The sequence below is a fragment of the Saccharothrix sp. 6-C genome (assembly GCF_016695385.1).
In the GTDB taxonomy this organism is placed as follows: domain Bacteria; phylum Actinomycetota; class Actinomycetes; order Mycobacteriales; family Pseudonocardiaceae; genus Actinosynnema; species Actinosynnema texasense.
This window is the reverse complement of sequence record NZ_CP064192.1, coordinates 7,846,862-7,870,437: the sequence shown is the minus strand read 5'-3', so window position 1 is coordinate 7,870,437 and position 23,576 is coordinate 7,846,862. Positions and strand designations below refer to the sequence as shown.

36 protein-coding genes are annotated in these 23,576 nt (G+C 68.3%); 32 read left to right on the top strand and 4 right to left on the bottom strand.

Going from position 1 to position 23,576, the window contains the following annotated elements; translation table 11 throughout:
• Positions 1-103 precede the first annotated feature (103 nt).
• Positions 104-814, top strand: a complete 711-nt coding sequence (locus tag IOD16_RS33930; RefSeq protein WP_201437707.1) for a DUF4352 domain-containing protein — start codon at positions 104-106, stop codon at positions 812-814.
• Between the two features lie 37 nt (positions 815-851).
• On the opposite strand, the gene IOD16_RS33925 is transcribed toward IOD16_RS33930, so the two are convergent.
• From IOD16_RS33925 to IOD16_RS33910, 4 genes are all read right to left on the bottom strand, one after another.
• On the bottom strand, positions 852-1,127 hold the full coding sequence (locus tag IOD16_RS33925; RefSeq protein ID WP_123745266.1) for a hypothetical protein: 276 nt from the start codon (positions 1,125-1,127) through the stop codon (positions 852-854).
• Positions 1,128-1,285: 158 nt separating this feature from the next.
• Complete coding sequence (locus IOD16_RS33920) at positions 1,286-1,726, bottom strand: hypothetical protein (protein WP_201437706.1); 441 nt, start codon at positions 1,724-1,726, stop codon at positions 1,286-1,288.
• A 96-nt stretch (positions 1,727-1,822) separates the two neighbouring features.
• Complete coding sequence (locus IOD16_RS33915) at positions 1,823-2,113, bottom strand: TFIIB-type zinc ribbon-containing protein (RefSeq protein WP_201437705.1); 291 nt, start codon at positions 2,111-2,113, stop codon at positions 1,823-1,825.
• A gap of 38 nt (positions 2,114-2,151) precedes the next feature.
• Positions 2,152-3,021, bottom strand: coding sequence for a phosphotransferase (locus IOD16_RS33910; protein WP_201437704.1), 870 nt, complete (start codon positions 3,019-3,021; stop codon positions 2,152-2,154).
• Positions 3,022-3,555: 534 nt separating this feature from the next.
• Between IOD16_RS33910 and rpsL the strand changes: the two genes are divergently transcribed.
• The 31 genes from rpsL (at position 3,556) to IOD16_RS33755 (ending at position 23,468) form a co-directional block, all read left to right on the top strand.
• A complete protein-coding gene (rpsL, locus tag IOD16_RS33905) occupies positions 3,556-3,930 on the top strand; it encodes a 30S ribosomal protein S12 (RefSeq protein ID WP_030473471.1) in 375 nt (124 codons plus the stop codon).
• Positions 3,930-4,400 carry a 30S ribosomal protein S7 gene (gene rpsG, locus IOD16_RS33900; protein WP_053715239.1) on the top strand — a complete coding sequence of 157 codons (471 nt, stop codon included), beginning with the start codon at positions 3,930-3,932 and terminating at the stop codon, positions 4,398-4,400. Before rpsL ends, rpsG begins: the two co-directional genes overlap by 1 nt.
• Positions 4,401-4,492: 92 nt before the next feature.
• The gene (gene fusA / locus IOD16_RS33895; RefSeq protein ID WP_123745269.1) at positions 4,493-6,595 is read left to right on the top strand and encodes an elongation factor G; all 2,103 of its coding nucleotides are present in this window, start codon (positions 4,493-4,495) and stop codon (positions 6,593-6,595) included.
• A 139-nt stretch (positions 6,596-6,734) separates the two neighbouring features.
• Positions 6,735-7,928: an elongation factor Tu gene (gene tuf / locus IOD16_RS33890; protein WP_123745270.1), complete on the top strand. Its 1,194-nt coding sequence runs from the start codon at positions 6,735-6,737 to the stop codon at positions 7,926-7,928.
• Between the two features lie 327 nt (positions 7,929-8,255).
• Positions 8,256-8,561 carry a 30S ribosomal protein S10 gene (gene rpsJ / locus IOD16_RS33885; protein ID WP_003938093.1) on the top strand — a complete coding sequence of 102 codons (306 nt, stop codon included), beginning with the start codon at positions 8,256-8,258 and terminating at the stop codon, positions 8,559-8,561.
• Positions 8,562-8,613: 52 nt separating this feature from the next.
• Complete coding sequence (rplC, locus tag IOD16_RS33880) at positions 8,614-9,264, top strand: 50S ribosomal protein L3 (RefSeq protein ID WP_123745271.1); 651 nt, start codon at positions 8,614-8,616, stop codon at positions 9,262-9,264.
• Positions 9,265-9,266: 2 nt separating this feature from the next.
• A complete protein-coding gene (gene rplD, locus IOD16_RS33875; RefSeq protein ID WP_201437703.1) occupies positions 9,267-9,959 on the top strand; it encodes a 50S ribosomal protein L4 in 693 nt (230 codons plus the stop codon).
• Positions 9,956-10,255 (top strand): 50S ribosomal protein L23, encoded by a 300-nt coding sequence (gene rplW, locus IOD16_RS33870; RefSeq protein WP_123745273.1) that lies wholly within the window; start codon positions 9,956-9,958, stop codon positions 10,253-10,255. Before rplD ends, rplW begins: the two co-directional genes overlap by 4 nt.
• 22 nt (positions 10,256-10,277) lie before the next feature.
• A complete protein-coding gene (gene rplB, locus IOD16_RS33865; RefSeq protein WP_073885917.1) occupies positions 10,278-11,114 on the top strand; it encodes a 50S ribosomal protein L2 in 837 nt (278 codons plus the stop codon).
• Between the two features lie 18 nt (positions 11,115-11,132).
• Positions 11,133-11,414 (top strand): 30S ribosomal protein S19, encoded by a 282-nt coding sequence (gene rpsS, locus IOD16_RS33860; protein WP_033436717.1) that lies wholly within the window; start codon positions 11,133-11,135, stop codon positions 11,412-11,414.
• A 35-nt stretch (positions 11,415-11,449) separates the two neighbouring features.
• Positions 11,450-11,866 carry a 50S ribosomal protein L22 gene (gene rplV / locus IOD16_RS33855; RefSeq protein ID WP_053715232.1) on the top strand — a complete coding sequence of 139 codons (417 nt, stop codon included), beginning with the start codon at positions 11,450-11,452 and terminating at the stop codon, positions 11,864-11,866.
• Positions 11,866-12,684: a 30S ribosomal protein S3 gene (gene rpsC / locus IOD16_RS33850; protein ID WP_123745274.1), complete on the top strand. Its 819-nt coding sequence runs from the start codon at positions 11,866-11,868 to the stop codon at positions 12,682-12,684. The genes rplV and rpsC overlap by 1 nt, the downstream gene beginning before the upstream one ends.
• 3 nt (positions 12,685-12,687) lie before the next feature.
• A complete protein-coding gene (gene rplP / locus IOD16_RS33845; protein WP_123745275.1) occupies positions 12,688-13,107 on the top strand; it encodes a 50S ribosomal protein L16 in 420 nt (139 codons plus the stop codon).
• The gene (gene rpmC / locus IOD16_RS33840; protein ID WP_033428581.1) at positions 13,107-13,355 is read left to right on the top strand and encodes a 50S ribosomal protein L29; all 249 of its coding nucleotides are present in this window, start codon (positions 13,107-13,109) and stop codon (positions 13,353-13,355) included. Before rplP ends, rpmC begins: the two co-directional genes overlap by 1 nt.
• Entirely contained in the window at positions 13,352-13,633 is a 282-nt protein-coding gene (gene rpsQ, locus IOD16_RS33835; protein WP_123745276.1) for a 30S ribosomal protein S17, read from the top strand. Before rpmC ends, rpsQ begins: the two co-directional genes overlap by 4 nt.
• 67 nt (positions 13,634-13,700) lie before the next feature.
• On the top strand, positions 13,701-14,069 hold the full coding sequence (gene rplN, locus IOD16_RS33830) for a 50S ribosomal protein L14 (protein ID WP_033436721.1): 369 nt from the start codon (positions 13,701-13,703) through the stop codon (positions 14,067-14,069).
• Between the two features lie 2 nt (positions 14,070-14,071).
• Entirely contained in the window at positions 14,072-14,386 is a 315-nt protein-coding gene (gene rplX / locus IOD16_RS33825; protein ID WP_123745277.1) for a 50S ribosomal protein L24, read from the top strand.
• Positions 14,386-14,949: a 50S ribosomal protein L5 gene (gene rplE / locus IOD16_RS33820; protein WP_123745278.1), complete on the top strand. Its 564-nt coding sequence runs from the start codon at positions 14,386-14,388 to the stop codon at positions 14,947-14,949. Before rplX ends, rplE begins: the two co-directional genes overlap by 1 nt.
• 2 nt (positions 14,950-14,951) lie before the next feature.
• Positions 14,952-15,137, top strand: coding sequence for a type Z 30S ribosomal protein S14 (locus IOD16_RS33815; protein ID WP_033436724.1), 186 nt, complete (start codon positions 14,952-14,954; stop codon positions 15,135-15,137).
• A 127-nt stretch (positions 15,138-15,264) separates the two neighbouring features.
• On the top strand, positions 15,265-15,663 hold the full coding sequence (gene rpsH / locus IOD16_RS33810) for a 30S ribosomal protein S8 (protein ID WP_033428586.1): 399 nt from the start codon (positions 15,265-15,267) through the stop codon (positions 15,661-15,663).
• Between the two features lie 17 nt (positions 15,664-15,680).
• A complete protein-coding gene (gene rplF / locus IOD16_RS33805) occupies positions 15,681-16,220 on the top strand; it encodes a 50S ribosomal protein L6 (protein WP_123745279.1) in 540 nt (179 codons plus the stop codon).
• Between the two features lies 1 nt (position 16,221).
• Positions 16,222-16,635 carry a 50S ribosomal protein L18 gene (gene rplR / locus IOD16_RS33800; RefSeq protein ID WP_236594543.1) on the top strand — a complete coding sequence of 138 codons (414 nt, stop codon included), beginning with the start codon at positions 16,222-16,224 and terminating at the stop codon, positions 16,633-16,635.
• A 49-nt stretch (positions 16,636-16,684) separates the two neighbouring features.
• Positions 16,685-17,290: a 30S ribosomal protein S5 gene (rpsE, locus tag IOD16_RS33795; RefSeq protein ID WP_037329520.1), complete on the top strand. Its 606-nt coding sequence runs from the start codon at positions 16,685-16,687 to the stop codon at positions 17,288-17,290.
• Between the two features lie 2 nt (positions 17,291-17,292).
• Positions 17,293-17,478, top strand: coding sequence for a 50S ribosomal protein L30 (gene rpmD, locus IOD16_RS33790; protein WP_053715223.1), 186 nt, complete (start codon positions 17,293-17,295; stop codon positions 17,476-17,478).
• Positions 17,475-17,918: a 50S ribosomal protein L15 gene (rplO, locus tag IOD16_RS33785; protein ID WP_123745281.1), complete on the top strand. Its 444-nt coding sequence runs from the start codon at positions 17,475-17,477 to the stop codon at positions 17,916-17,918. Before rpmD ends, rplO begins: the two co-directional genes overlap by 4 nt.
• Before the next feature lie 184 nt (positions 17,919-18,102).
• A complete protein-coding gene (locus tag IOD16_RS33780) occupies positions 18,103-18,699 on the top strand; it encodes a LysE family translocator (protein WP_123745282.1) in 597 nt (198 codons plus the stop codon).
• 252 nt (positions 18,700-18,951) lie between these two features.
• Complete coding sequence (gene secY, locus IOD16_RS33775) at positions 18,952-20,262, top strand: preprotein translocase subunit SecY (protein WP_123748288.1); 1,311 nt, start codon at positions 18,952-18,954, stop codon at positions 20,260-20,262.
• Positions 20,262-20,813 (top strand): adenylate kinase, encoded by a 552-nt coding sequence (locus tag IOD16_RS33770; RefSeq protein ID WP_201437702.1) that lies wholly within the window; start codon positions 20,262-20,264, stop codon positions 20,811-20,813. Before secY ends, IOD16_RS33770 begins: the two co-directional genes overlap by 1 nt.
• Positions 20,814-20,863: 50 nt before the next feature.
• The gene (map, locus tag IOD16_RS33765; RefSeq protein ID WP_201437701.1) at positions 20,864-21,640 is read left to right on the top strand and encodes a type I methionyl aminopeptidase; all 777 of its coding nucleotides are present in this window, start codon (positions 20,864-20,866) and stop codon (positions 21,638-21,640) included.
• Positions 21,641-22,447: 807 nt separating this feature from the next.
• Entirely contained in the window at positions 22,448-22,903 is a 456-nt protein-coding gene (locus IOD16_RS33760; protein WP_201437700.1) for a DUF1707 SHOCT-like domain-containing protein, read from the top strand.
• Positions 22,904-22,946: 43 nt separating this feature from the next.
• Positions 22,947-23,468, top strand: coding sequence for a DUF1707 SHOCT-like domain-containing protein (locus IOD16_RS33755; RefSeq protein ID WP_236594542.1), 522 nt, complete (start codon positions 22,947-22,949; stop codon positions 23,466-23,468).
• Positions 23,469-23,576: the final 108 nt, after the last annotated feature.

Sequence of the window (23,576 nt, the reverse complement as noted above, 5' to 3'; positions counted from 1 at the left end):
GCCTCCCGCTCCGGGGGCCTTTCCCTGTTCCACGCCGACCGCCCGGCTGTCCCGAAGAGGCGTCGGGCGGTGCCTTCGCGACCGGCGAGAGCCAGCGGGTCACGTGGACCGGCAGTACGCCGGCCGCCCACGCTCGACCGACATCCAGTGTGAAGTGATCCACATGTCCCAACCAGAGGGTTCATCACCCCCGTTCCACAACCCGGGTGAAGCCAGAGCTCAGGCCAAGGCCGACAAGGCGTATCGCAAGGCTCAACGGCCCTGGTACAAGAAGAAGCGGTACATCCTGGGATTGGCGCTCGTCGCGCTCGTGGTGATCATCGCCGTGAGCACCGGCGGAGACGGCGACGGGCCGAAAGTCGTGTCCCCCGCTGATCCGCTCTCCGGCACCCGGGAACCAGGCGCTCAACCCGCCTTCCCCGGAGCGACGGCCAAGGACGCCGTGGCCCAGGCCGGTGAGACGGTGGACGCCGAAGGGCTGCGAATAACGACTACCGGCCTGGTCGACGGCGACGACACCCTGGGTCCGACGTTGTGCACGACGGTGACCTACGACAACCAGTCCGGCCGACCCGCTCCCTTCAACGGCGGCTTCGACTGGAAGTTGCAGAGCCCGAACGGCGCGATCCTGTCGAACACGTTCACCGGGAGCGACAACCTCCTGCGGTCGGGCGAACTGGCTCCGGGCGGCAAGATGACCGCCGACGTGTGCTTCGACGCCGGGCAGGGGAAACCTCCTGGCCAGTACGTGGTGCTCCTCGACCCGACTTTCCGGTTCGGCTCGGACCGGATCGCGTGGGTGAACGCGCGGTAGCCGTGTCAGGGCCGCGGAGGTCCGACTCGCGACCCGGTCAGGTGGGGCGGCGGCGGGACTTGGCCAGGGAGCGGGCGCGGGCGACCAGGTCGTCGACCAGGTCCGCGTCGGCGACCGGGGGAGTGGCGTCCGCGCAGCACGGAGGCTTGGTGCGCTTCTCGGTGAGCTTCGGGCGGACGCCGGCCAGCTCGTACAGCGTCTCGTAGAGGTCGCGGCCGGGGTCGTCGTCGTGCGGGCCGACCAGCAGGACCCAGGCGGTGCGCGGGGACGGGAAGGCGACGACCACCCGGTCGGTCCCGCGCAGGTGCTTCACGCACAGGCGCGGCAGTGGTTCGGGGCCGGTGACGCGGTACCCGAGCGCCAGGCAGCCGCTGTGGGCCAGCTCGTCCAGGAACCTGTCGTAGGCGACCCTGGCCGCGCCGCGCAGGCCGGCGGACTGGCCGGCCGCGACCGGCGTTTCGACGACGGTGATCAGCGAACCACGCGTCCTTCGCCGCGGTGCAGCTGGGCCATGCTGGTGGCGAGGTCGTCGCGGTCGAGCAGCGCCGCGTCGCTCAACCGCCGGTGCACCTCGTCCAGCAGCGCGCGGCTCTTGCCCGCCCGCCTCAGGTCCGACACGACGTGCAGCACCTGGTGCAGCCGCACGGCGTCCAACAACATCCGGGGCTCCTGGCTGTGGATGGCGAGCACGCCCTCGCGCGCCCACGCCTTGACCGTCTTCTCGGTCAGCTCCAGCAGCTCACCCGCCACGACCGGCCGCACCGGCGGCGCCTTGCGCAGGGCCTTCGCCACCACGCCGTGCAGCTTGCGCCGCCGCTCGTCGTCCTCCGACAAGCTCGACGCGACCTCTTCGATCTCCTCGATCTGGTCGAACAGGTCGCGGATCTGCGCGGCCTCGGTGGCGACGGACATGACGGGCCTCCCCGGGTCACTACCGATTATCGCCCAGTTTTCCGGTAGTGACAACGGTGGCCCCGCACCACCGGCGCGGGGCCACCACCACGAAGATCAGGACGAGAAGAACAGCCCGCCCAGGCCGCGGTGCTTCCGGTGCCCGTAGTGGCCGCCGTAACCCGGCGCGGCGCCCCAGCCCGGCTGCACCGGCTGCTGCACGTAGTGGACCTGGGGCTGCGGCGCGACGGGCGGCGGCGGCGGGGGAGCCATCTGCTGCTCGAGCCGGGTGATGGCCTCCAGCTCGCCGTAGTCGAGGAAGACCCCGCGGCAGCCATCACACTGCTCGATGTGCACGCCCATGCGGTCGAAGGTGCGCATGTTCGCATGACACTTGGGACACTGCATCGTGTGAGCCTCCTGCTCTTGACGCGATGATCCCGATATTAGCCGCGCCGAATGGGTTCGTGTGCCGACACGATCCGGGCGCAGGTCTCGATCAGCGCTTCCTGGGCGTCGTTCAACGCCGTTCCGTCGCGCTGCGCAGCGGAGAGGGCACGGGCCGCCATCTGCACGACCAGGGCGCGCGCGGGCAGCTCCAGCACCGACCACGGGTCGTCGCGCGGCACGCCGGTGCCGCCCGCGTCGAGGTACGACCCGAGCAGCCGTCCCCACGCCTCGGCGTCGAGCACGCCCGCCGCGTGCAGCGCGGCCGGCCGGGCCAGGTCCCACGCCGGGTCGCCGACGCCGAGGTCGTCCACGTCGATCAACCGGTAGCCGTCCCGCCACACCAGCTGGCCGAGGTGCCAGTCGCCGTGGATGAGCGTGACGCCGCCGTCGTCGAACGCCGGCAACGTCGCGAACGCCCGCCGCACCAGGTCGGCCGCGGGCGTGTCGAGCGCCAGGTCCCGCACCGCCCGTTCCATCCGGGGCCGGGCGCCGGCCAGGGGCACGGGCGGCGCGAAGTCGGCGGCGGTGAACCGGTGCAGCGCGGCCAGCATCCGCCCGGCCGCCTCCATGGGCAGGTCCTCGGGCTCGCTCTGCGGCACCGGGGTGCCCATCGGCCAGGCCGTGACGACCCGGCCGAGCACCACGGCGGGCGCCGACCGGGGCGCGAGCAGGAGCTCGCCCACGCGGGGGTCGGCGGCCAGCCGGAGCCGCGCGGTGAGCACGTCCAGGTCCGTGCCCGGCTCGTGCGCCTTGAGCACCACGTCCGAGACCCGGACCACCACGACGTCGCCGCGCACCGCGAGCACCTCGGGCGAGGCGTCGGCGGCCACCAGCGCGGCCATGCCCGCGATGAGATCGGAGTTCACCCGCCCAGTGTGACCGGCCGCCGGCGAGGCCCGGGTCACGCCCGCCGCCACCCCGTGTTCACTCGATCGAGTGAAACGGCGATCACGTCGACCTGCGGCGTTCCCCGGATCGTGTTCTGATTGCGGGTGAGTCGCCGCTCGATTCCGACGTCGGCCCCGTCGGGCGAGCGGTGCGAGGACCGTCACGAGAACACCCCTGCGAACGGTCCGCGTGCGGCGCACGTCGGATCGGGCAGGCGCGGGAGCGCATCCGTTTTGACCCGTGGGAACCAGGCGGGGTATCTTTGGTACTCGTGCCCGACCCATGTCGGGCCGCTCCGCGTGCCTACGCGCCAGTGGTGCTGGAAAGCCGGCCGCGGTGACCTCCACGCGTAGGGGCATCCTGGGATGTCGCCTGCGGACCTGGGGCGCTGTGTTGCAGTCTCGGCACCGCCGAGAGCGGCGACACGCCCGACCTCGGGTGCAGAGAGGGACCAAGTAAACAGGGCTCGTCGCCCACGCGGCGGGCACGTAAAGGGAAGAAGCAGCCGGCGTATGCCAACGATCCAGCAGCTGGTCCGCAAGGGCCGGCAGGACAAGGTCGCCAAGCAGAAGACCGCGGCGCTCAAGGGCAGCCCGCAGCGGCGCGGTGTGTGCACCCGCGTCTACACGACCACGCCCAAGAAGCCGAACTCGGCGCTGCGCAAGGTCGCCCGCGTGAAGCTGACGAGCGGTATCGAGGTCACGGCTTACATCCCCGGTGAGGGCCACAACCTGCAGGAGCACTCGATGGTGCTCGTGCGCGGCGGTCGTGTGAAGGACCTCCCCGGTGTCCGCTACAAGATCATTCGCGGTTCGCTCGACACGCAGGGCGTGAAGAACCGCAAGCAGGCTCGCAGCCGGTACGGCGCGAAGAAGGAGAAGAGCTGATGCCCCGCAAGGGACCGGCCCCGAAGCGGCCGCTGATCTCCGACCCGGTCTACAGCTCTCCGCTGGTGACCCAGCTCATCAACAAGGTGCTGGTCGACGGCAAGCGCTCCGTGGCCGAGCGGATCGTGTACGGCGCCCTCGAAGGCGCCCGCGACAAGACGGGCACCGACCCGGTCGTCACCCTGAAGCGCGCCCTGGACAACGTCAAGCCCGCGCTCGAGGTGAAGTCCCGCCGCGTCGGTGGCGCCACCTACCAGGTGCCGGTCGAGGTGAAGCCGGGCCGCTCGACCACGCTCGCGCTGCGCTGGCTGATCACCTTCTCCCGGCAGCGCCGCGAGAAGACCATGATCGAGCGCCTGATGAACGAGCTGCTCGACGCGAGCAACGGCCTGGGCGCGAGCGTCAAGCGCCGCGAGGACACGCACAAGATGGCCGAGTCCAACAAGGCCTTCGCCCACTACCGCTGGTGATGTGACGCCCCGCCGGTCCCCCGAGGACCGGTGGGGCTCTCCCAGCCCTAGTGAGCCTGCTACCAGCTAGCTCAAGACAGGGGAAGACACCCGTGGCACAGGACGTGCTCACCGACCTGGCCAAGGTCCGCAACATCGGGATCATGGCCCACATCGACGCGGGCAAGACCACGACGACCGAGCGGATCCTGTTCTACACCGGGATCAGCTACAAGATCGGCGAGGTCCACGACGGCGCCGCCGTGATGGACTGGATGGAGCAGGAGCAGGAGCGCGGCATCACGATCACGTCGGCCGCGACGACGTGCTTCTGGAAGAACCACCAGATCAACATCATCGACACGCCGGGCCACGTCGACTTCACCGTCGAGGTGGAGCGCAACCTCCGCGTCCTCGACGGTGCCGTTGCCGTGTTCGACGGCAAGGAAGGCGTCGAGCCCCAGTCCGAGCAGGTCTGGCGCCAGGCGACCAAGTACGACGTCCCGCGCATCTGCTTCGTCAACAAGATGGACAAGCTCGGCGCGGACTTCTACTTCACCGTGAAGACCATCCAGGACCGCCTGGGCGCCAAGCCGCTGCCGATCCAGATCCCGATCGGGTCGGAGAGCGACTTCATCGGCGTCGTCGACCTGGTCGAGATGCGTGCGCTGACCTGGCGCGGCGAGGTCCAGAAGGGTGAGGACTACACGGTCGAGGAGATCCCGGCCGACCTCGCCGACAAGGCCGCCGAGTACCGCGAGGCGCTCGTCGAGGCCGTCGCCGAGACCGACGACGCCCTCATGGAGGCCTACCTCGGCGGCGAGGAGTTCACCGTCGAGCAGATCAAGACGGGCATCCGCGCGATCGTCAAGAACCGCTCCGCCTACCCGGTGCTGTGCGGTTCGGCGTTCAAGAACAAGGGCGTCCAGCCCATGCTCGACGCGGTGATCGACTACCTGCCGGCGCCGCTGGACCTCCCCCCCGTCGAGGGCACGCTGCAGGACGGCGAGACGCCGGCCTTCCGCAAGCCGTCCACGGACGAGCCGTTCGCCGCGCTGGCGTTCAAGATCGCGGCGCACCCGTTCTTCGGCAAGCTGACCTACATCCGGGTCTACTCGGGCAAGGTCGCGGCGGGCACCCAGGTCATCAACTCGACCAAGGACCGCAAGGAGCGCATCGGGAAGATCTTCCAGATGCACGCCAACAAGGAGAACCCGGTCGACGAGGCCATCGCCGGTCACATCTACGCCGTGATCGGGCTCAAGGACACCACCACCGGTGAGACGCTCTGCGACCCGCAGTCGCCCATCGTGCTGGAGTCCATGACCTTCCCCGAGCCGGTCATCCAGGTGGCGATCGAGCCGAAGACGAAGGCCGACCAGGAGAAGCTGGGCACCGCGATCCAGAAGCTGGCCGAGGAGGACCCGACGTTCCGGGTCAACCTCGACCAGGAGACCGGCCAGACGATCATCGCCGGCATGGGCGAGCTCCACCTGGACATCCTGGTGGACCGCATGCGCCGCGAGTTCAAGGTCGAGGCGAACATCGGCAAGCCGCAGGTGGCGTACCGGGAGACGATCCGCCGCAAGGTGGAGAAGTACTCCTACACCCACAAGAAGCAGACCGGTGGTTCGGGCCAGTTCGCGAAGGTCCTCATCGACCTGGAGCCGCTGGAGAAGACCGAGGACGGCGCTCTCTACGAGTTCGTCAACGCGGTCACCGGTGGTCGCATCCCGCGGGAGTACATCCCGTCCGTGGACGCGGGCGCCCAGGACGCGATGCAGTACGGCGTGCTGGCGGGCTACCCGCTGGTGGGCGTCAAGCTGACGCTGACCGATGGCGCTTACCACGAGGTCGACTCGTCGGAGATGGCGTTCAAGATCGCCGGCTCCATGGCGCTCAAGGAAGCCGCCCGCCAGGCGAGCCCGGCCATCCTCGAACCGCTGATGGCCGTCGAGGTCACCACGCCCGAGGACTACATGGGCGACGTGATCGGCGACTTGAACTCCCGCCGTGGTCAGATCCAGGCCATGGAAGAGCGCAGTGGTGCCCGTGTCGTGAAGGCGCTGGTCCCGCTGTCGGAGATGTTCGGGTATGTCGGCGACCTGCGGTCCAGGACCCAGGGTCGCGCGAACTACTCGATGACCTTTGACTCCTACGCCGAGGTTCCCGCGAACGTCGCGAAGGAGATCATCGCGAAGGCGACGGGCGAGTAACCCCAACCGGAGCACCGCAGCACCACGCGGGCTCTCCGGGGGGATGCCCCGGGGTCCGCACAACCGACCCTGACGTGACGCCCGGCGGGCAGCGATCCGCCCGCCGGGCTAAGCAATAGAAGTCCAGGAGGACATTCCAGTGGCGAAGGCGAAGTTCGAGCGGACGAAGCCGCACGTCAACATCGGCACCATTGGTCACATCGACCACGGTAAGACGACGCTGACCGCTGCGATTTCGAAGGTCCTGCACGACAAGTACCCGGACCTGAACCCCTTCACGCCGTTCGACCAGATCGACAAGGCGCCGGAGGAGAAGCAGCGCGGCATCACCATCTCGATCGCGCACATCGAGTACCAGACCGACAAGCGCCACTACGCGCACGTCGACTGCCCCGGTCACGCCGACTACATCAAGAACATGATCACCGGTGCGGCGCAGATGGACGGCGCCATCCTGGTGGTCGCGGCGACCGACGGCCCGATGCCGCAGACCAAGGAGCACGTGCTCCTGGCCCGCCAGGTCGGTGTGCCCTACATCGTGGTGGCCCTGAACAAGGCCGACATGGTGGACGACGAGGAGATCCTGGAGCTCGTCGAGCTCGAGGTCCGCGAGCTGCTCTCCGAGTACGAGTTCCCCGGTGACGACCTGCCGGTCGTCCGCGTCTCCGCGCTGAAGGCGCTGGAGGGCGACGCCGAGTGGGGCGAGAAGCTCATCGGCCTGATGGACGCCGTGGACGAGAACATCCCGGAGCCCGAGCGCGAGGTCGACCGGCCGTTCCTGATGCCGGTCGAGGACGTGTTCACCATCACCGGTCGTGGCACCGTGGTGACCGGCCGCATCGAGCGCGGCATCATCAAGGTCAACGAAGAGGTCGAGATCGTCGGCATCAAGGAGACCTCGAAGAAGACGACGGTCACCTCGATCGAGATGTTCAAGAAGTTCCTCGACGAGGGTCGCGCGGGCGACAACGCGGCGCTGCTGCTGCGCGGCATCAAGCGCGAGGAGGTGGAGCGCGGCATGGTCATCGTGAAGCCGGGCACCACCACCCCGCACACCGAGTTCGACGCGCAGGTCTACATCCTGTCGAAGGACGAGGGTGGCCGGCACACGCCGTTCTTCAACAACTACCGCCCGCAGTTCTACTTCCGCACCACCGACGTGACCGGCGTCGTGACCCTCCCCGAGGGCACCGAGATGGTCATGCCGGGCGACACCACGTCGATGGCCGTGAAGCTGATCCAGCCGATCGCCATGGACGAGGGCCTGCGGTTCGCCATCCGCGAGGGTGGCCGCACCGTCGGCGCGGGCTCGGTCACCAAGATCATCAAGTGACCTGGCTCTAGTTCTCACCCCCCGATTTGGTCTGCGCACCCTCGTGTGCGACCATTGACGGGTTGCTCGTCGGGGCGGCCGGTTCGAGTTCTGGACTCGGCCGCCCCGTCACGAGTGGGGTTTGATCGAGCAAGACAATCCCACAGGTTTCATCAGTGGGACCGGTCTGTGCGTTGGGGCGCGACACGCCCGACCGCGTGGACCGGGCACCGTGACACCGCTCGGTGTCAATCCTGAATAGGGGGCGGAGCGCGCCGGAGGTCCCGTGACCTCGTGCAAGGTGCCCGCACCGCAGCGGTACTAGAAGCAGAGGAACGGCAAGCCATCATGGCGGGACAGAAGATCCGCATCCGGCTCAAGGCCTACGACCACGAGGCGATCGACGCGTCCGCGCGCAAGATCGTCGAGACCGTGACGCGCACCGGCGCTCGGGTCGTCGGGCCTGTGCCGCTGCCCACTGAGAAGAACGTTTACTGCGTCATCCGCTCGCCGCACAAGTACAAGGACTCGCGCGAGCACTTCGAGATGCGCACGCACAAGCGTCTGATCGACATCCTCGACCCGACGCCGAAGACGGTGGACGCGCTCATGCGCATCGACCTGCCGGCGAGCGTCGACGTCAACATCCAGTAAGCGTTGGACGCGGCAGTGTTGATCCCATTTGGGGCGGAGAGTAACGAGACCCATGTCTGACAGGCAGGTTAAGGGCCTCCTGGGCACCAAGCTCGGCATGACTCAGGTCTTCGACGAGAACAACCGGATCGTTCCGGTGACCGTCGTCAAGGCCGAGCCGAACGTGGTCACCCAGGTTCGGACCCAGGAAATCGACGGCTACTCGGCCGTGCAGCTGGCCTTCGGCGCGATCGACCCGCGCAAGGTCAACAAGCCCGTCGCGGGCCACTACGCCAAGGCGGGCGTCACGCCCCGCCGCCACCTGGCGGAGCTGCGCACCACGGATGCGTCCGAGTACACGGTCGGCCAGGAAATCACCGCCGAGGTCTTCGAGGCCGGCGTGGTGGTCGACGTGGTCGGCACCAGCAAGGGCAAGGGCACCGCGGGTGTCATGAAGCGCCACGGGTTCAAGGGCCTCGGCGCGAGCCACGGCACGCAGCGCAAGCACCGCTCGCCGGGTTCCATCGGCGGCTGCGCCACGCCCGGCCGCGTGTTCAAGGGCCTGCGGATGGCGGGCCGGATGGGCCACGTGCGGGTGACCACCCAGAACCTCAAGGTGCACCGCGTGGACGCCGAATCCGGCCTCCTGCTCATCAAGGGCGCCGTGCCCGGTCCCAAGGGCGGCACCGTGTTCATCAAGACCGCTGCGAAGGGTGGTGCCTGATCATGACTTCCGTTGAGATCCGCACCCCGGAGGGCAAGGCCGACGGCTCCGTCGAGCTGCCCGCCGCGATCTTCGACGCGCAGGCGAACGTGGCCCTGCTGCACCAGGTCGTCGTGGCCCAGCTGGCCGCGGCCCGCCAGGGCACGCACTCGACCAAGACCCGCGGCGACGTCCGCGGCGGTGGCAAGAAGCCGTACCGGCAGAAGGGCACCGGCCGCGCCCGTCAGGGCTCGACCCGCGCCCCGCAGTTCGCCGGTGGTGGCGTCGTCCACGGCCCCCAGCCGCGTGACTACAGCCAGCGCACCCCCAAGAAGATGAAGGCCGCTGCCCTGCGTGGCGCCCTCTCCGACCGGGCGCGCGCCGAGCAGGTGCACGTGGTGACGAGCTTCGTCGAGGGCGACACGCCGTCGACCAAGTCGGCCCGCAACGTGCTGGAGTCGGTGACCGAGGCCCGTCGCGTGCTGGCCGTGCTGCTGCGCACCGACGAGGTTTCGTGGGTCAGCCTGCGCAACCTGCCGCACGTGCACATCATCGCGCCGGACCAGCTCAACACCTACGACGTGCTGGTCAACGACGACGTGGTGTTCACCAAGGACGCGCTCGACGTGTTCCTGGCGAGCAAGGCCCAGCACGGGCAGGGCTCCGCCGAGGCCACCGCCGAGTCGTCCGAGGTCGACGAGGAGGCCGCGAAGTGATCCCCGACCACCGGGACATCCTGCTCGCGCCGGTCATCTCCGAGAAGTCCTACGGGCTGCTCGAGGAGAACAAGTACACCTTCGTGGTGGCTCCCGGCTCGAACAAGACCCAGATCAAGATTGCCGTGGAGAAGGTCTTCGGCGTCAAGGTCGTCAGCGTCAACACGCTCAACCGCCAGGGCAAGCGCAAGCGGACCCGGACCGGTTTTGGCAAGCGCAAGGACACCAAGCGCGCCATCGTGACGCTGTCCGCCGAGAGCAAGCCGATCGAGATCTTCGGCGGCCCGGCCGCCTGATGACGACGAGGACTGCGTAGAGATGGGCATTCGCAAGTACAAGCCGACGACCCCCGGTCGTCGCGGTGCGAGCGTCTCCGACTTCGCCGAGATCACTCGGACGACGCCGGAGAAGTCGCTGGTCCGCCCGCTGCACGGCCGTGGTGGCCGCAACGCGTCGGGCAAGATCACGACGCGGCACAAGGGCGGCGGCCACAAGCGGGCGTACCGCCTCATCGACTTCCGCCGCACCGACAAGGACGGCGTGCCGGCCAAGGTCGCTCACATCGAGTACGACCCCAACCGCACCGCGCGCATCGCGCTGCTGCACTACCTCGACGGCGAGAAGCGCTACATCATCGCCCCGTCGAAGTTGCAGCAGGGCGACATGGTGGAGAACGGCCCGAAGGCTGACATCAAGCCGGGCAACAACCTGCCGCTGCGCAACATCCCGGTCGGCACGGTGATCCACGCGATCGAGCTCCGCCCCGGCGGCGGCGCGAAGATCGCCCGGTCCGCCGGCGCCAGCGTTCAGCTCGTCGCCAAGGACGGCCCCTACGCCCAGCTGCGGATGCCCTCGGGCGAAATCCGCAACGTGGACGTCCGGTGCCGCGCCACGGTCGGCGAGGTCGGCAACGCCGAGCACCAGAACATCAACTGGGGCAAGGCCGGCCGCATGCGGTGGAAGGGCAAGAAGCCCACCGTCCGCGGTGTCGCCATGAACCCGGTCGACCACCCGCACGGTGGTGGTGAGGGCAAGACCTCCGGTGGTCGCCACCCGGTGAACCCGGCCGGTAAGCCCGAGGGCCGCACGCGCCGCCGCAACAAGCCAAGCGACAAGCTCATCGTCCGGCGTCGTCGCACCGGTAAGAAGCGCTGAGCAGGGAGGGAGTGAAGGATGCCTCGCAGCCTTAAGAAGGGCCCCTTCGTGGACGACCACCTGCTCAAGAAGGTGGACGTCCTCAACGAGTCGGGCAAGAAGACCGTCATCAAGACCTGGTCCCGCCGGTCGACGATCATCCCCGACATGTTGGGCCACACGATCGCGGTGCACGACGGCCGCAAGCACGTGCCGGTGTTCGTCTCGGAGGCGATGGTCGGGCACAAGCTCGGCGAGTTCGCCCCGACCCGCACGTTCAAGGGCCACATCAAGGACGACCGGAAGTCGCGCCGTCGCTAGGCGACGAACTAGAGGAAGAGCAAGGGGAAGCAGCGATGAACGCCCGTAACGAAGCCGAAGCGCCGGAGTTCCCGCGCGCCGTGGCTCGGGCTCGCTACGTCCGTGACACGCCCATGAAGGTGCGTCGCGTCGTCGAGCTCATCAGGGGTCGTAGCGCCAGCGAGGCCCTGGCCGTGCTCCAGTTCGCGCCGCAGGCGGCATCTGAGCCGGTCCGCAAGGTGCTGCAGAGCGCCGTGGCCAACGCCGAGAACAACCTGTCCCTCGACCCCGACACCCTGTGGGTGTCGAAGGTCTACGTGGACGAGGGCCCGACCCTCAAGCGGTTCCGCCCGCGCGCCCAGGGCCGCGCCTACCGGATCCGCAAGCGGACGAGCCACATCACCGTCGAGGTGGAGAGCCGTCCGAAGAAGACCAGCGCGAAGGCCGGCGCTGACAGGAAGGGGGCTCGGTAGTGGGCCAGAAAATCAACCCGCACGGCTTCCGACTTGGTATCACCACGGACTGGAAGTCCCGCTGGTACGCCGACAAGCAGTACGCGGAGTACGTGGCCGAGGATGTCAAGATCCGCAAGCTGCTCTCCAAGGGCATGGAGCGGGCCGGCATCTCGAAGGTGGAGATCGAGCGCACCCGGGACCGGGTCCGCGTCGACATCCACACCGCCCGGCCGGGCATCGTCATCGGCCGCCGCGGCGCCGAGGCCGACCGCATCCGCGGTGAGCTGGAGAAGCTCACCAAGAAGCAGGTGCAGCTCAACATCCTCGAGGTGAAGAGCCCGGAGTCGGACGCGCAGCTCGTCGCACAGGGTGTGGCCGAGCAGCTGTCCAACCGCGTGGCGTTCCGCCGCGCGATGCGCAAGGCCATCCAGTCGGCCATGCGCTCGCCCCAGGTGAAGGGCATCCGCGTGCAGTGCGGCGGCCGTCTCGGCGGCGCCGAGATGTCCCGCTCCGAGCACTACCGCGATGGCCGGGTCCCGCTGCACACGCTGCGCGCCGACATCGACTACGGCTTCTTCGAGGCCCGCACCACGTTCGGCCGGATCGGCGTGAAGGTGTGGATCTACAAGGGCGACATCGTCGGTGGCATCAGCGCCAAGCGTGAGCGTGACGCCGCTCCGGCGGCCGACCGCGCCCCGCGCCGCGACCGCGCCGACCGCCCGAACCGGGCGCGTCGTTCCGGCGCCAGCGGCACCACCGCGACGAGCACCGAGGCCGGCCGGGCCGCTGCGGGCGACCAGGCCGCCGCGCCGACCGATGAGAAGACGGAGGGCTGAGTCGTGCTCATCCCGCGCAGGGTTAAGCACCGCAAGCAGCACCACCCCGGACGGTCCGGTGCTGCCAAGGGCGGCACGAGGGTCACCTTCGGCGAGTTCGGCATCCAGGCTCTGGAGCCCGCCTACGTGACCAACCGGCAGATCGAGTCGGCTCGTATCGCGATCACCCGGCACATCCGCCGTGGTGGCAAGGTCTGGATCAACATCTTCCCGGACCGCCCGCTGACCAAGAAGCCCGCCGAGACCCGCATGGGTTCCGGCAAGGGTTCGCCGGAGTGGTGGGTGGCCAACATCAAGCCGGGTCGGGTGCTCTTCGAGATGAGCTTCCCGAACGAGGCTGTGGCCCGCGAGGCACTGCGCCGCGCGATCCACAAGCTCCCGATGAAGTGCCGCATCGTTACGCGTGAGGGTGGTGAGTTCTGATGGCAGCGGGTACCACCGCTTCCGAGCTGCGTGAGCTCACCGAGGAAGAGCTCGTGCTGCGCCTGAGGGAGGCGAAGGAGGAGCTGTTCAACCTCCGCTTCCAGATGGCCACCGGGCAGCTCGACAACAACCGCCGCCTGCGCACGGTCCGGCACGAGATCGCCCGGATCTACACCGTGATGCGGGAACGGGAGCTGGGCCTGTCGGCCTCTCCCGACGCGGTTTCCACTGGTGAGGGTGCGGCATGAGCGAGAACAACGAAGTGACCACCGAGGTTCGCAACGACCGCAAGGTCCGCGAGGGCTACGTCGTGTCCGACAAGATGGACAAGACGATCGTGGTGGCGGTCGAGGACCGCAAGAAGCACCGCCGGTACTCCAAGGTCATGCGCTCCACCACCAAGGTGAAGGCGCACGACGAGGAGAACACCGCCGGCGTGGGTGACCGCGTGCTGCTGATGGAGACGCGGCCGCTGTCCGCCACCAAGCGCTGGCGCCTCGTGCAGGTCCTCGAGAAGGCCAAGTAGCCAGTCGTACGACCGAGCCCGTCAGGTCGGAAATCTGGCGGGCCAGGAATGGTCAAGGAGCAGGTAAGTGATCCAACAGGAGTCGCGGCTGCGCGTCGCCGACAACACCGGTGCGAAGGAAATCCTCTGCATCCGTGTTCTCGGTGGCTCGGGCCGCCGCTACGCGGGCATCGGGGACATCATCGTCGCGACGGTGAAGCAGGCCATCCCGGGTGCCGGCGTCAAGAAGGGCGACGTCGTCAAGGCGGTCATCGTCCGGACCGTGAAGGAGAAGCGTCGTCCCGACGGCTCCTACATCCGGTTCGACGAGAACGCCGCGGTGCTCATCAAGAACGACAACGAGCCGCGGGGCACCCGCATCTTCGGCCCGGTCGGTCGTGAGCTGCGCGACAAGAAGTTCATGAAGATCATCTCGTTGGCGCCGGAGGTGCTCTGACCATGAAGGTGAAGAAGGGCGACACGGTCGTCGTTATCGCCGGCAAGGACAAGGGTGCTCGCGGCAAGGTCATCATGGCCTACCCCGCTGAGAACCGCGTCTTGGTCGAGGGCGTCAACCGCATCAAGAAGCACACCCGGATCTCGCAGACCGAGCGCGGCGCGCAGTCGGGCGGCATCGTGACGCAAGAGGCCTCCATCCACGTGTCCAACGTGATGGTGGTCGACGCGGACGGCAAGCCGACCCGTGTGGGCTACCGGACGAACGACGAGGGCAAGCGGGTCCGCATTTCCCGTCGTAACGGGAAGGACATCTGATGACCACCGTTGAGAAGACCCTGCCGCGGCTCAAGGTCCGCTACCGCGAGGAGATCGTCGCCTCGCTGCGCGAGCAGTTCGAGTACGCGAACGTCATGCAGATCCCGGGCGTGGTGAAGGTCGTCGTCAACATGGGTGTCGGCGACGCCGCCCGTGACGGCAAGCTGATCGAGGGCGCCGTCAAGGACCTCTCGATCATCACCGGTCAGCGTCCCGAGGTCCGTCGGGCCCGCAAGTCCATCGCGCAGTTCAAGCTGCGCGAGGGCATGCCGATCGGCGCGCGCGTCACGCTGCGCGGCGACCGCATGTGGGAGTTCCTGGACCGCCTGCTGACGATCGCGCTGCCGCGTATCCGCGACTTCCGCGGTCTGTCGGGCAAGCAGTTCGACGGCAACGGGAACTACACGTTCGGTCTCAACGAGCAGTCGATGTTCCACGAGATCGACCCGGACGCCATCGACCGCCCCCGCGGTATGGACATCACCGTGGTGACGACCGCGACCAACGACGAAGAGGGCCGGGCGCTGCTGAAGCTCCTGGGCTTCCCGTTCAAGGAGAACTGATCATGGCCAAGAAGGCGCTGATCAACAAGGCCGCGGCCAAGCCGAAGTTCAAGGTGCGGGGTTACACCCGCTGCCAGCGTTGCGGTCGCCCGCACTCGGTGTTCCGCAAGTTCGGCCTGTGCCGGATCTGCCTCCGCGAGATGGCGCACCGGGGCGAGCTGCCCGGTGTGAACAAGTCCAGCTGGTAAGTCCGGCTCGGCGGCAGGTTTTTCCAGTCTCATCACTTCGCTGTAGGCCCGTCCACGACCAGCCGGCCGCAAGGCCGGCTCGGACCCTGGCTGGGGAACCGCAGCGAGAAAGGTTGACCAGGTCACCATGACGATGACCGACCCGATCGCAGACATGTTGACGCGTCTGCGGAACGCGAACTCGGCTTACCACGACAAGGTCGTGATGCCGCACTCGAAGTTGAAGGCCAACATCGCCGAGATCCTCAAGCGCGAGGGTTACATCGCGAGCTACCGCGATGAGCAGGGCGACGTGGCCAAGAACCTGGTGATCGAGCTGAAGTACGGCCCGAACCGGGAGCGCAGCATCGCCGGCCTCCGCCGCGTGTCGAAGCCGGGCCTGCGCGTGTACGCGAAGTCGACCAACCTGCCGAAGGTGCTGGGCGGTCTGGGCGTCGCGATCATTTCGACCTCTGGCGGTCTGATGACCGACCGCCAGGCCAACAAGTCGGGCGTGGGCGGAGAAGTCCTCGCCTACGTCTGGTGAGGAAGGGGGACTAGGCAATGTCGCGCATCGGAAAACTGCCGATCACCGTCCCCTCCGGGGTCGACGTGAACATCGACGGCCAGGCTGTGAGCGTGAAGGGGCCCAAGGGCACCTTGTCGCTCAACATCGCTGAGCCGATCATCATCGAGAAGGCCGAAGACGGCACCCTCGAGGTGAAGCGCCCGAACGACGAGCGTCGCAGCCGCTCGCTGCACGGCCTGTCGCGCACCTTGGTGCAGAACATGGTCGTCGGCGTCACGCAGGGCTACGAGAAGAAGATGGAAATCCACGGCGTCGGTTACCGCGTGGCGCTGAAGGGTTCCGACCTGGAGTTCGCGCTGGGCTACAGCCACCCGGTGAAGGTCGAGGCCCCCGAGGGCATCACCTTCGCGGTGGAGACCCCGACCCGCTTCTCCGTGGCCGGTATCGACAAGCAGCTCGTCGGCGAGGTCGCCGCCAACATCCGCAAGCTGCGCAAGCCCGACCCGTACAAGGGCAAGGGCGTGCGCTACTCGGGTGAGAAGATCCGCCGCAAGGTCGGAAAGACGGGTAAGTGACATGAGCGAGACTGCAACGAAGTCCGTTTCTTCGGGGCGGAAGCCGGTGGGCAAGGACATCTCGACCACTCGCCGCATCGCCAAGACGCGCCGTCACTTCCGTCTCCGCAAGAAGGTCAGCGGCACGGCGGAGCGCCCGCGCCTGGTCGTGCACCGGTCGTCGAAGCACATCACCGTGCAGATCATCGACGACCTGGCCGGCCGCACCCTGGCGGCGGCGTCCTCCGTCGAGGCGGACGTCCGGTCGATCGACGGCGACAAGAAGGCCCGTGCGGCGAAGGTCGGCCAGCTGGCCGCCGCCCGTGCCAAGGACGCCGGGATCAGCAAGGTGGTCTTCGACCGCGGCGGCAACGCCTACCACGGTCGGATCGCCGCTCTGGCCGATGCCGCTCGCGAGGCTGGGCTGGAGTTCTGACAATGAGCCTTAACTTTGGGCAAATGAACCGAATTGAGAGGGACGCCTGATGCCAGGACGCACGCGTCGCGAAGGCGGCGGGGGCGAGCGCGGAGAGCGCCGCGACCGTCGTGACGGTGGCCGCGGCGGAGCGGCCCAGGAGAAGACCCCGCACCTGGAGCGCGTGGTTGCGATCAACCGCGTCTCCAAGGTCGTGAAGGGTGGTCGTCGCTTCAGCTTCACCGCGCTGGTCGTGGTCGGCGACGGCGACGGCATGGTCGGTGTCGGCTACGGCAAGGCCAAGGAAGTGCCGGCGGCCATCGCCAAGGGTGTCGAGGAGGCGAAGAAGAACTTCTTCCGCGTCCCCCGCATCGCGGGCACGATCCCTCACCCGATCCAGGGCGAGAAGGCGGCCGGCGTGGTGCTGCTGCGCCCGGCCTCGGCCGGTACCGGTGTCATCGCCGGTGGCGCGGTCCGCGCGGTGCTCGAGTGCGCCGGCGTCCACGACGTGCTGAGCAAGTCGCTGGGCTCGGACAACGCCATCAACATCGTGCACGCCACGGTGGCGGCCCTGAAGGGCCTCCAGCGTCCCGAGGAGGTGGCCGCCCGCCGCGGTCTGCCGCTCGAGGATGTGGCTCCCGCCGGCATGCTCCGTGCCCGTGCAGGGGCGGTGTGACCATGGCTGAGCTCAAGGTGACGCAGGTCAAGAGCAGCATCGGTACCAAGCGCAACCACCGCGAGTCCCTCCGGACCCTCGGTCTGCGCAAGATCCGCCAGTCGGTGGTCCGCGAGGACACGCCGCAGGTGCGCGGTTTGATCCACACCGTGCGCCACCTGGTGGTCGTCGAGGAGGTCCAGTCGTGACCATCAAGATCCATGACCTGCGTCCGGCCCCCGGCGCCAAGACCGCGAAGACCCGTGTCGGTCGCGGTGAGGGCTCCAAGGGCAAGACGGCGGGCCGCGGCACGAAGGGCACCGGAGCGCGGAAGAACGTTTCCCCGCGCTTCGAGGGTGGCCAGATGCCGCTGCACATGCGCCTGCCCAAGCTGAAGGGCTTCCGCAACCCGTTCCGCACGGAGTACCAGGTCGTGAACGTGGGCGACCTCGCCCGCCTGTTCCCGAACGGTGGCCGGGTGGACGTGGACGCCCTCATCAACGCGGGCCTGGTGCGCAAGAACGAGCTCGTGAAGGTCCTCGGCAACGGTGACCTGGACGGCGTCAAGCTCGACGTCGTGGCGAACAAGTTCTCCGGCAGCGCGGTCGAGAAGATCGCCGCCGCCGGTGGCACCACCACCGTGCTCTGACGCACGACGCACTGCCGAACGGCCCCGGAGCCCCCCGCTCCGGGGCCGTTCGCGTGCCCGGGTTTTTGACGGTTGCCGGCGTTCGCGCGGGGTGTCCCGCGGGGCGGGAGACGTGCTCCCGGGCTGATGAGACGGTGTTCGCGCAGGGCGTAAACCCGGTTGTCGGCCGGGTTAGCGTGCACCCATGTGGCTCGCGGTCTTCTTCGGCGCCTCGGTCCTGGTCGCACTGACCCCCGGCGCCAACAACCTCCTGGGCATGCACCACGGGGTCCACCACGGCCCGTTGCGGGCCGTGGTGGCGCTCCTGGGCCGTCTTGCGGCCTTCTCCCTGATGGTCGGCGCGGTGGTCGCCGGGCTGGGGCCCGTCCTGGCCGCCAGCCACACCGCGCTCACCGTGATCAAGTGGGCCGGCGTGGCGTACCTCGTCTACCTGGCCGTGCGCATCCTGACGAGCCGGGAGAGCGCCGAAACCCCAGCCAGGAAGGGCACTCCGCTGCGCAAGGAGTTCCTGGTGGCGATCACCAACCCGAAGGCCCTGCTGATCTTCACCGCGTTCGTGCCGCAGTTCGTCGACCCGGCGCGCGGGCCCATCCCGGTGCAGCTCGCCACCCTCGGCGCGGTCTACCTGGCCGCGGAGGCGCTGGCGGGCACGGCGTACGTGGCGCTGGGCGCGGGCATCCGCAAGGCCGGGCTGACCCGGCGCGCCAAGGCCCGGCTGGACAAGGGCACGGCGGCGGTCCTGCTCGGCATGGCCGGTCTGCTGGCGACCAGTCGAACTTGATCCATTCGGGGGCTTGCCGGCAGCGGTAGTCGATCGGGTACGAAGTGTGAGGGAAGACTGACTACGGCGATCGGCCAAGCGGCTGTTAAAGTCGCGGGCTGAACCCGGATGCCCTCCGGGTGGTCGCGGCTATCCGTCGCTTCCGCCACCGTCGGCGATGGTCGACGGCATGTCCGCAAGACTGTGCCGGCAACACAGCCGGCACCGCAGGATGCCGACCCCAGTGGGGCGGCAACGCTGATGGAGGTTCGCGTGCTCGGCGCATTCCGCTCGGCTCTCGCGACGCCGGACCTACGCAAGAAGATCCTTTTCACACTGGGGATCGTCGTGGTGTACCGGTTGGGCGCCACCATGCCCGCGCCGGGCGTCTCCTTCAAGAACGTCAAACAGTGTGTCGAGTCGGTCGACCAGCAGGGGATCTACTCCCTGATCAACCTGTTCAGCGGTGGCGCGCTGCTGAACTTGTCGATCTTCGCACTCGGCATCATGCCGTACATCACGGCGAGCATCATCGTCCAGCTGCTCACCGTGGTGATTCCGCGGTTCGAGCAGCTGAAGAAGGAAGGGCAGGCGGGTCAGGGCAAGCTGACCCAGTACACCCGCTACCTGACCATCGCGCTGGCGGTCCTGCAGTCCACGGGCATCATCGCCCTGGCCGTGCGCGGGCAGCTGTTCCAGAACTGCGACGTGCCCGTCATCCCCGACGACAGCATCTTCAACCTGGCCGTCCTGGTGGTCGTGATGACCGCGGGCACCAGCGTGATCATGTGGCTCGGTGAGATCATCACCGAGAAGGGGATCGGCAACGGCATGTCGCTGCTGATCTTCACCGGCATCGCGGCGCGCATCCCGATCGAGGGCAAGATCATCCTCGACCGCGGTGGCCTGACGTTCTTCCTGGTCTGCGTCGCGGCACTGCTGATCATCGCCAGCGTCATCTACGTGGAGCAGGCGCAGCGCCGCATCCCGGTCCAGTACGCGAAGCGGATGATCGGCCGCCGGATGTACGGCGGCACGTCGACCTACCTGCCGCTCAAGGTGAACCAGGCCGGTGTCATCCCGGTCATCTTCGCCTCGTCGCTGCTGTACCTGCCCGACCTGATCTCGCGCCTGACCGCGTCCACCGACGGCGGGGCGCCGAACTGGTGGGAGAGCTTCGTCGCGACGCACCTGGTGAGCCAGTCCAGCCCGGTGCACATCGCGCTCTACTTCCTCCTGATCGTCTTCTTCACGTACTTCTACGTCGGCATCACGTTCAACCCGGACGAGCGCGCGGACGAGATGAAGAAGTTCGGTGGGTTCATCCCGGGCATCCGGCCGGGCCGTCCCACCGCCGAGTACCTCCGCTTCGTGTTGGGGCGGATCACGCTGCCGGGCTCGCTCTACCTGGGCATCGTCGCCATCCTGCCGAACCTGTTCCTCGACCTCACCGGTCAGGGCCAGAACCAGAACTTCCCGTTCGGCGGCACGGCGGTGCTGATCATGGTCGGTGTCGGCCTCGACACCGTGAAGCAGATCGAGAGCCAGCTCATGCAGCGCAACTACGAAGGGTTCCTCCGCTAGTGCGACTCGTTCTCGTCGGCCCGCCCGGTGCGGGCAAGGGCACCCAGGCCAAAACGCTCAGCCGTGAGCTCGGCGTGCCGCACATCTCCACCGGGGACCTGTTCCGCGCCCACATCAGCGAGCAGACCGATCTGGGCAAGGAAGTCCAGGAGTACCTGGACTCGGGCGAGTTGGTGCCGGACGAGGTGACCAACGAGATGGTGCGCGTCCGGCTCTCGCAGCCGGACGCCGCCAACGGGTTCCTGCTCGACGGCTTCCCGCGCAACACGGCCCAGGCGGGTGTGCTGGGCGAGATGCTGGCGGCCGAGGGCCAGAGGCTCGACGCGGTGCTGGAGTTCCGGATCGACGAGGACGTCGTGGTCGAGCGCCTGCTCGCCCGGGGTCGCACGGACGACAAGGAAGACGTGATCCGGCACCGCCAGCAGGTGTACCGGACGGAGACCGCGCCGCTGCTCGACTACTACGCCGACATCGTCGTGAGCATCGACGCCGTCGGCGAGGTCGACGAGATCAGCGAGCGCGCTCTGCGCGCCTTGCGCGACCTGAAGTGAGCGGTGGACTTGTCGATGCGCTGCGTCGGGTCGTCCCCGGTCGGGACCGCATGATCGAGATCAAGAGCCGCGACCAGCTCGAAGCCATGAGGGCTGCCGGGCTGGTCGTGGCGCGCACCCTGGCGCTGCTCGCCTCGCACGCGAAGGCCGGCGTCAGCACCGCCGAGCTGGACGAGCTGGCCGAGCAGAACATCCGCGACGCGGGCGCCATCCCGTCGTTCAAGGGCTACCACGGGTTCCCCGCGTCGATCTGCGCGTCGGTGAACGAGCAGGTGGTCCACGGCATCCCCAGCCGCACCCAGGTGCTGGCCGAGGGTGACCTGATCTCGATCGACTGCGGCGCCATCCTCGACGGGTGGCACGGCGACTCGGCGATCACCCTGCCCGTGGGCGTGGTGACCGACGCGGAGCTGAAGCTGTCCGAGGCCACCCGGGCGTCCATGCTGGCCGGCATCGAGGCGGCCGTGGCCGGCGCGCGGCTCAGCGACGTCTCGTTCGCGATCGAGTCGGCCACCATCCTCGCCGGCGAGGAGCACGGCTTCGAGTACGGCATCGTGGAGGGCTACGGCGGCCACGGCATCGGCACGAAGATGCACATGGACCCGTTCCTGCCGAACCACGGCAAGCCCGGCAAGGGGCCGCGCCTCAAGCCCGGCATGGCCATCGCCATCGAGCCGATGCTCACGCTGGGGACCGAGCGGACCGTCGAGCTGGACGACGGCTGGACCGTCATCACCGCCGACGGTTCGCGCGCCGCGCACTGGGAGCACTCGGTGGCCATCACCGATGACGGGCCCTGGGTGCTGACCGCTCTCGACGACGACTGACCTGGTCCTCTTGGTCCTCCTGGTCGTCAGCTCGGTCGCTGACTGATCTTCTCGACTCCCTGCGCCGGTGGGCCCGTACTCGGGCTCACCGGCGTTTGGCGTGGGTGGGGTTGAGGTCGAGGGTTGGGGAGGGCTGAAGAGCTTGAAAAGCATGTCCTCGCCGGACGGGCAGATCAGCAGGATGACGGGGGGTTTGGGTGGTTGTGTTGCGGGTCCGTTGTGGTCCGGGGTGCGTGTCATCCCACCGACCTCCCTCCGGGCTACCACACGTATCAAGGGGGCGCCCCCAGTGAGAGCCGTAGCCAGTGCTGGACAACGCCCCCTTGACACGCGCGGTAGGGCAAAGCCAGGTCGGCGGGATGACACGAACCCCTCGATTAAGCAAACCGCCCTGGCACTGACAGCGGGTCAGGCACCCGGCCGACGGGGGATGATCCGGGTCCGTCGCCGCGGGCCGGTCGCTGTCGGTCCACTGGCGGGCCCTTCTCCCTAGAGGAGGGGTTCGTGTCATCCCGCCGACCTGGCGCAGCCCTGCCACGCGTGTCAAGGGGGGCCGGGTTCACCGATGGCCACGGCATTCACTGGGGGCGGCCCCCCTTGATACGTGTGGTAGCCCTTGTGGAGGTCGGTGGGATGGCACGTACCCCGGACCAACGACGGACCCGGCACACAACCACCCAGCCCCGGTCATCCTGCTGATCTGCCCGTCCGGCGAGGACATGTTTTTCAAGCTTTTATAGCTTTGAACCTCCCGAACGGGGGCTAGCACCATGTCCGAACCCCACCCCTCCCCGTCACCATTGACCGGTGACCCAGCCTGTGCGGCCCGAGGACATGCGGGCCTCCGACGCCGAGCGCGAACTGGTCCAGCAGTGGCTGCACCGCGCCCACGCCGACGGCAGCCTCGACCTCGCCGAGTTCGACGCCCGGGTGGTGCGCACCTGGGAGTCCAAGACCCGAGGTGACCTGGCTGCCCTCACCGTCGACCTGCCGAACGTGTTCCACACGTCCGCCCAGCTGCCGACCCCGATCACCTCGGTCGTGCTGCCCACACCCGAACCGGTGAAAACGAGCGGAGGGCGCAAGGCGTTGAAGGTGCTCAGCACGATCTGGCTGAGCGTCAGCGCCCTGAACCTCGCCCTCTGGCTGCTCGTCAGCCTGCTCGGCGGCGACGGCTTCGTGCACCCGTGGTTCCTCTGGGTCGCGGTACCGCCGGGAGCCGTCCTCGGGGTCCTCTGGTGGAGCACTCACCCGCAACGGTAACGCTGTTACGGGTGAGTAGCATGACTGGCAGGGAGGTGGCGACGTGAACGTGCCCCACGAGCCCCACGAGCAGTCCGAGTCCTTCGAGTCCTTCACCCGCGCGGTGGACAACGACCGTGCCGCGACCGTCGAGGTGCTGTCCCGCGCCCACGCCGAGGGCAGGCTGACCCTGGCCGAGCTCGACGAGCGCACCCGCGCCGTCTACGAAGCGGGCACGTACGCCGAACTCGGCGCGCTGACCGCGGACCTGCCCCGTGACGCCCCCTACGGCCCCCGCACGTCGTACCAAGCCCGCACGTCCTATCAACCTCACACCTCCTACCAGCCCCCGACCCGCGCGCACCACGCACCACCACCACCACCACCGGAGCGACGCCGCTGGAGCACGACGGCTAAGGTGGTCGCAGGCGCCTGGTTCGCCGCGAGCTTCGTCAACTTCCTCATCTGGGGCATCATCAGCCTCTCCCTGGGCGAGGCCGTCTACCCCTGGTGGATCTGGGTCGCGGGACCGTGGGGGCTGCTCCTGTTGGTCGGTCACCAGGCTCGATTTGGGCGTTCGAGCTGACCCGCGTACTATGGAACGGTGGCGCACACGTCGCGCCGGTTCCGCCATGCCCGGGGATTTCTCCCCGGAGGTGGCCAGGGTTCGCAAGGGCCTGGAGGAGTCGGGGTG

What these genes read in the sequence shown, in the direction of transcription:
- IOD16_RS33920 (WP_201437706.1), bottom strand. Translation starts at nt 1,726, where the DNA reads ATGTCCGTCGCCACCGAGGCCGCGCAGATCCGCGACCTGTTCGACCAG.
- IOD16_RS33915 (WP_201437705.1), bottom strand. Translation starts at nt 2,113, where the DNA reads ATGCAGTGTCCCAAGTGTCATGCGAACATGCGCACCTTCGACCGCATG.
- rpsL (WP_030473471.1), top strand. Translation starts at nt 3,556, where the DNA reads ATGCCAACGATCCAGCAGCTGGTCCGCAAGGGCCGGCAGGACAAGGTC.
- rpsG (WP_053715239.1), top strand. Translation starts at nt 3,930, where the DNA reads ATGCCCCGCAAGGGACCGGCCCCGAAGCGGCCGCTGATCTCCGACCCG.
- rpsJ (WP_003938093.1), top strand. Translation starts at nt 8,256, where the DNA reads ATGGCGGGACAGAAGATCCGCATCCGGCTCAAGGCCTACGACCACGAG.
- rplC (WP_123745271.1), top strand. Translation starts at nt 8,614, where the DNA reads ATGTCTGACAGGCAGGTTAAGGGCCTCCTGGGCACCAAGCTCGGCATG.
- rplD (WP_201437703.1), top strand. Translation starts at nt 9,267, where the DNA reads ATGACTTCCGTTGAGATCCGCACCCCGGAGGGCAAGGCCGACGGCTCC.
- rplB (WP_073885917.1), top strand. Translation starts at nt 10,278, where the DNA reads ATGGGCATTCGCAAGTACAAGCCGACGACCCCCGGTCGTCGCGGTGCG.
- rpsS (WP_033436717.1), top strand. Translation starts at nt 11,133, where the DNA reads ATGCCTCGCAGCCTTAAGAAGGGCCCCTTCGTGGACGACCACCTGCTC.
- rplV (WP_053715232.1), top strand. Translation starts at nt 11,450, where the DNA reads ATGAACGCCCGTAACGAAGCCGAAGCGCCGGAGTTCCCGCGCGCCGTG.
- rpmC (WP_033428581.1), top strand. Translation starts at nt 13,107, where the DNA reads ATGGCAGCGGGTACCACCGCTTCCGAGCTGCGTGAGCTCACCGAGGAA.
- rpsQ (WP_123745276.1), top strand. Translation starts at nt 13,352, where the DNA reads ATGAGCGAGAACAACGAAGTGACCACCGAGGTTCGCAACGACCGCAAG.
- rplX (WP_123745277.1), top strand. Translation starts at nt 14,072, where the DNA reads ATGAAGGTGAAGAAGGGCGACACGGTCGTCGTTATCGCCGGCAAGGAC.
- rplE (WP_123745278.1), top strand. Translation starts at nt 14,386, where the DNA reads ATGACCACCGTTGAGAAGACCCTGCCGCGGCTCAAGGTCCGCTACCGC.
- IOD16_RS33815 (WP_033436724.1), top strand. Translation starts at nt 14,952, where the DNA reads ATGGCCAAGAAGGCGCTGATCAACAAGGCCGCGGCCAAGCCGAAGTTC.
- rpsH (WP_033428586.1), top strand. Translation starts at nt 15,265, where the DNA reads ATGACGATGACCGACCCGATCGCAGACATGTTGACGCGTCTGCGGAAC.
- rplF (WP_123745279.1), top strand. Translation starts at nt 15,681, where the DNA reads ATGTCGCGCATCGGAAAACTGCCGATCACCGTCCCCTCCGGGGTCGAC.
- rplR (WP_236594543.1), top strand. Translation starts at nt 16,222, where the DNA reads ATGAGCGAGACTGCAACGAAGTCCGTTTCTTCGGGGCGGAAGCCGGTG.
- rpsE (WP_037329520.1), top strand. Translation starts at nt 16,685, where the DNA reads ATGCCAGGACGCACGCGTCGCGAAGGCGGCGGGGGCGAGCGCGGAGAG.
- rpmD (WP_053715223.1), top strand. Translation starts at nt 17,293, where the DNA reads ATGGCTGAGCTCAAGGTGACGCAGGTCAAGAGCAGCATCGGTACCAAG.
- IOD16_RS33780 (WP_123745282.1), top strand. Translation starts at nt 18,103, where the DNA reads ATGTGGCTCGCGGTCTTCTTCGGCGCCTCGGTCCTGGTCGCACTGACC.
- map (WP_201437701.1), top strand. Translation starts at nt 20,864, where the DNA reads ATGATCGAGATCAAGAGCCGCGACCAGCTCGAAGCCATGAGGGCTGCC.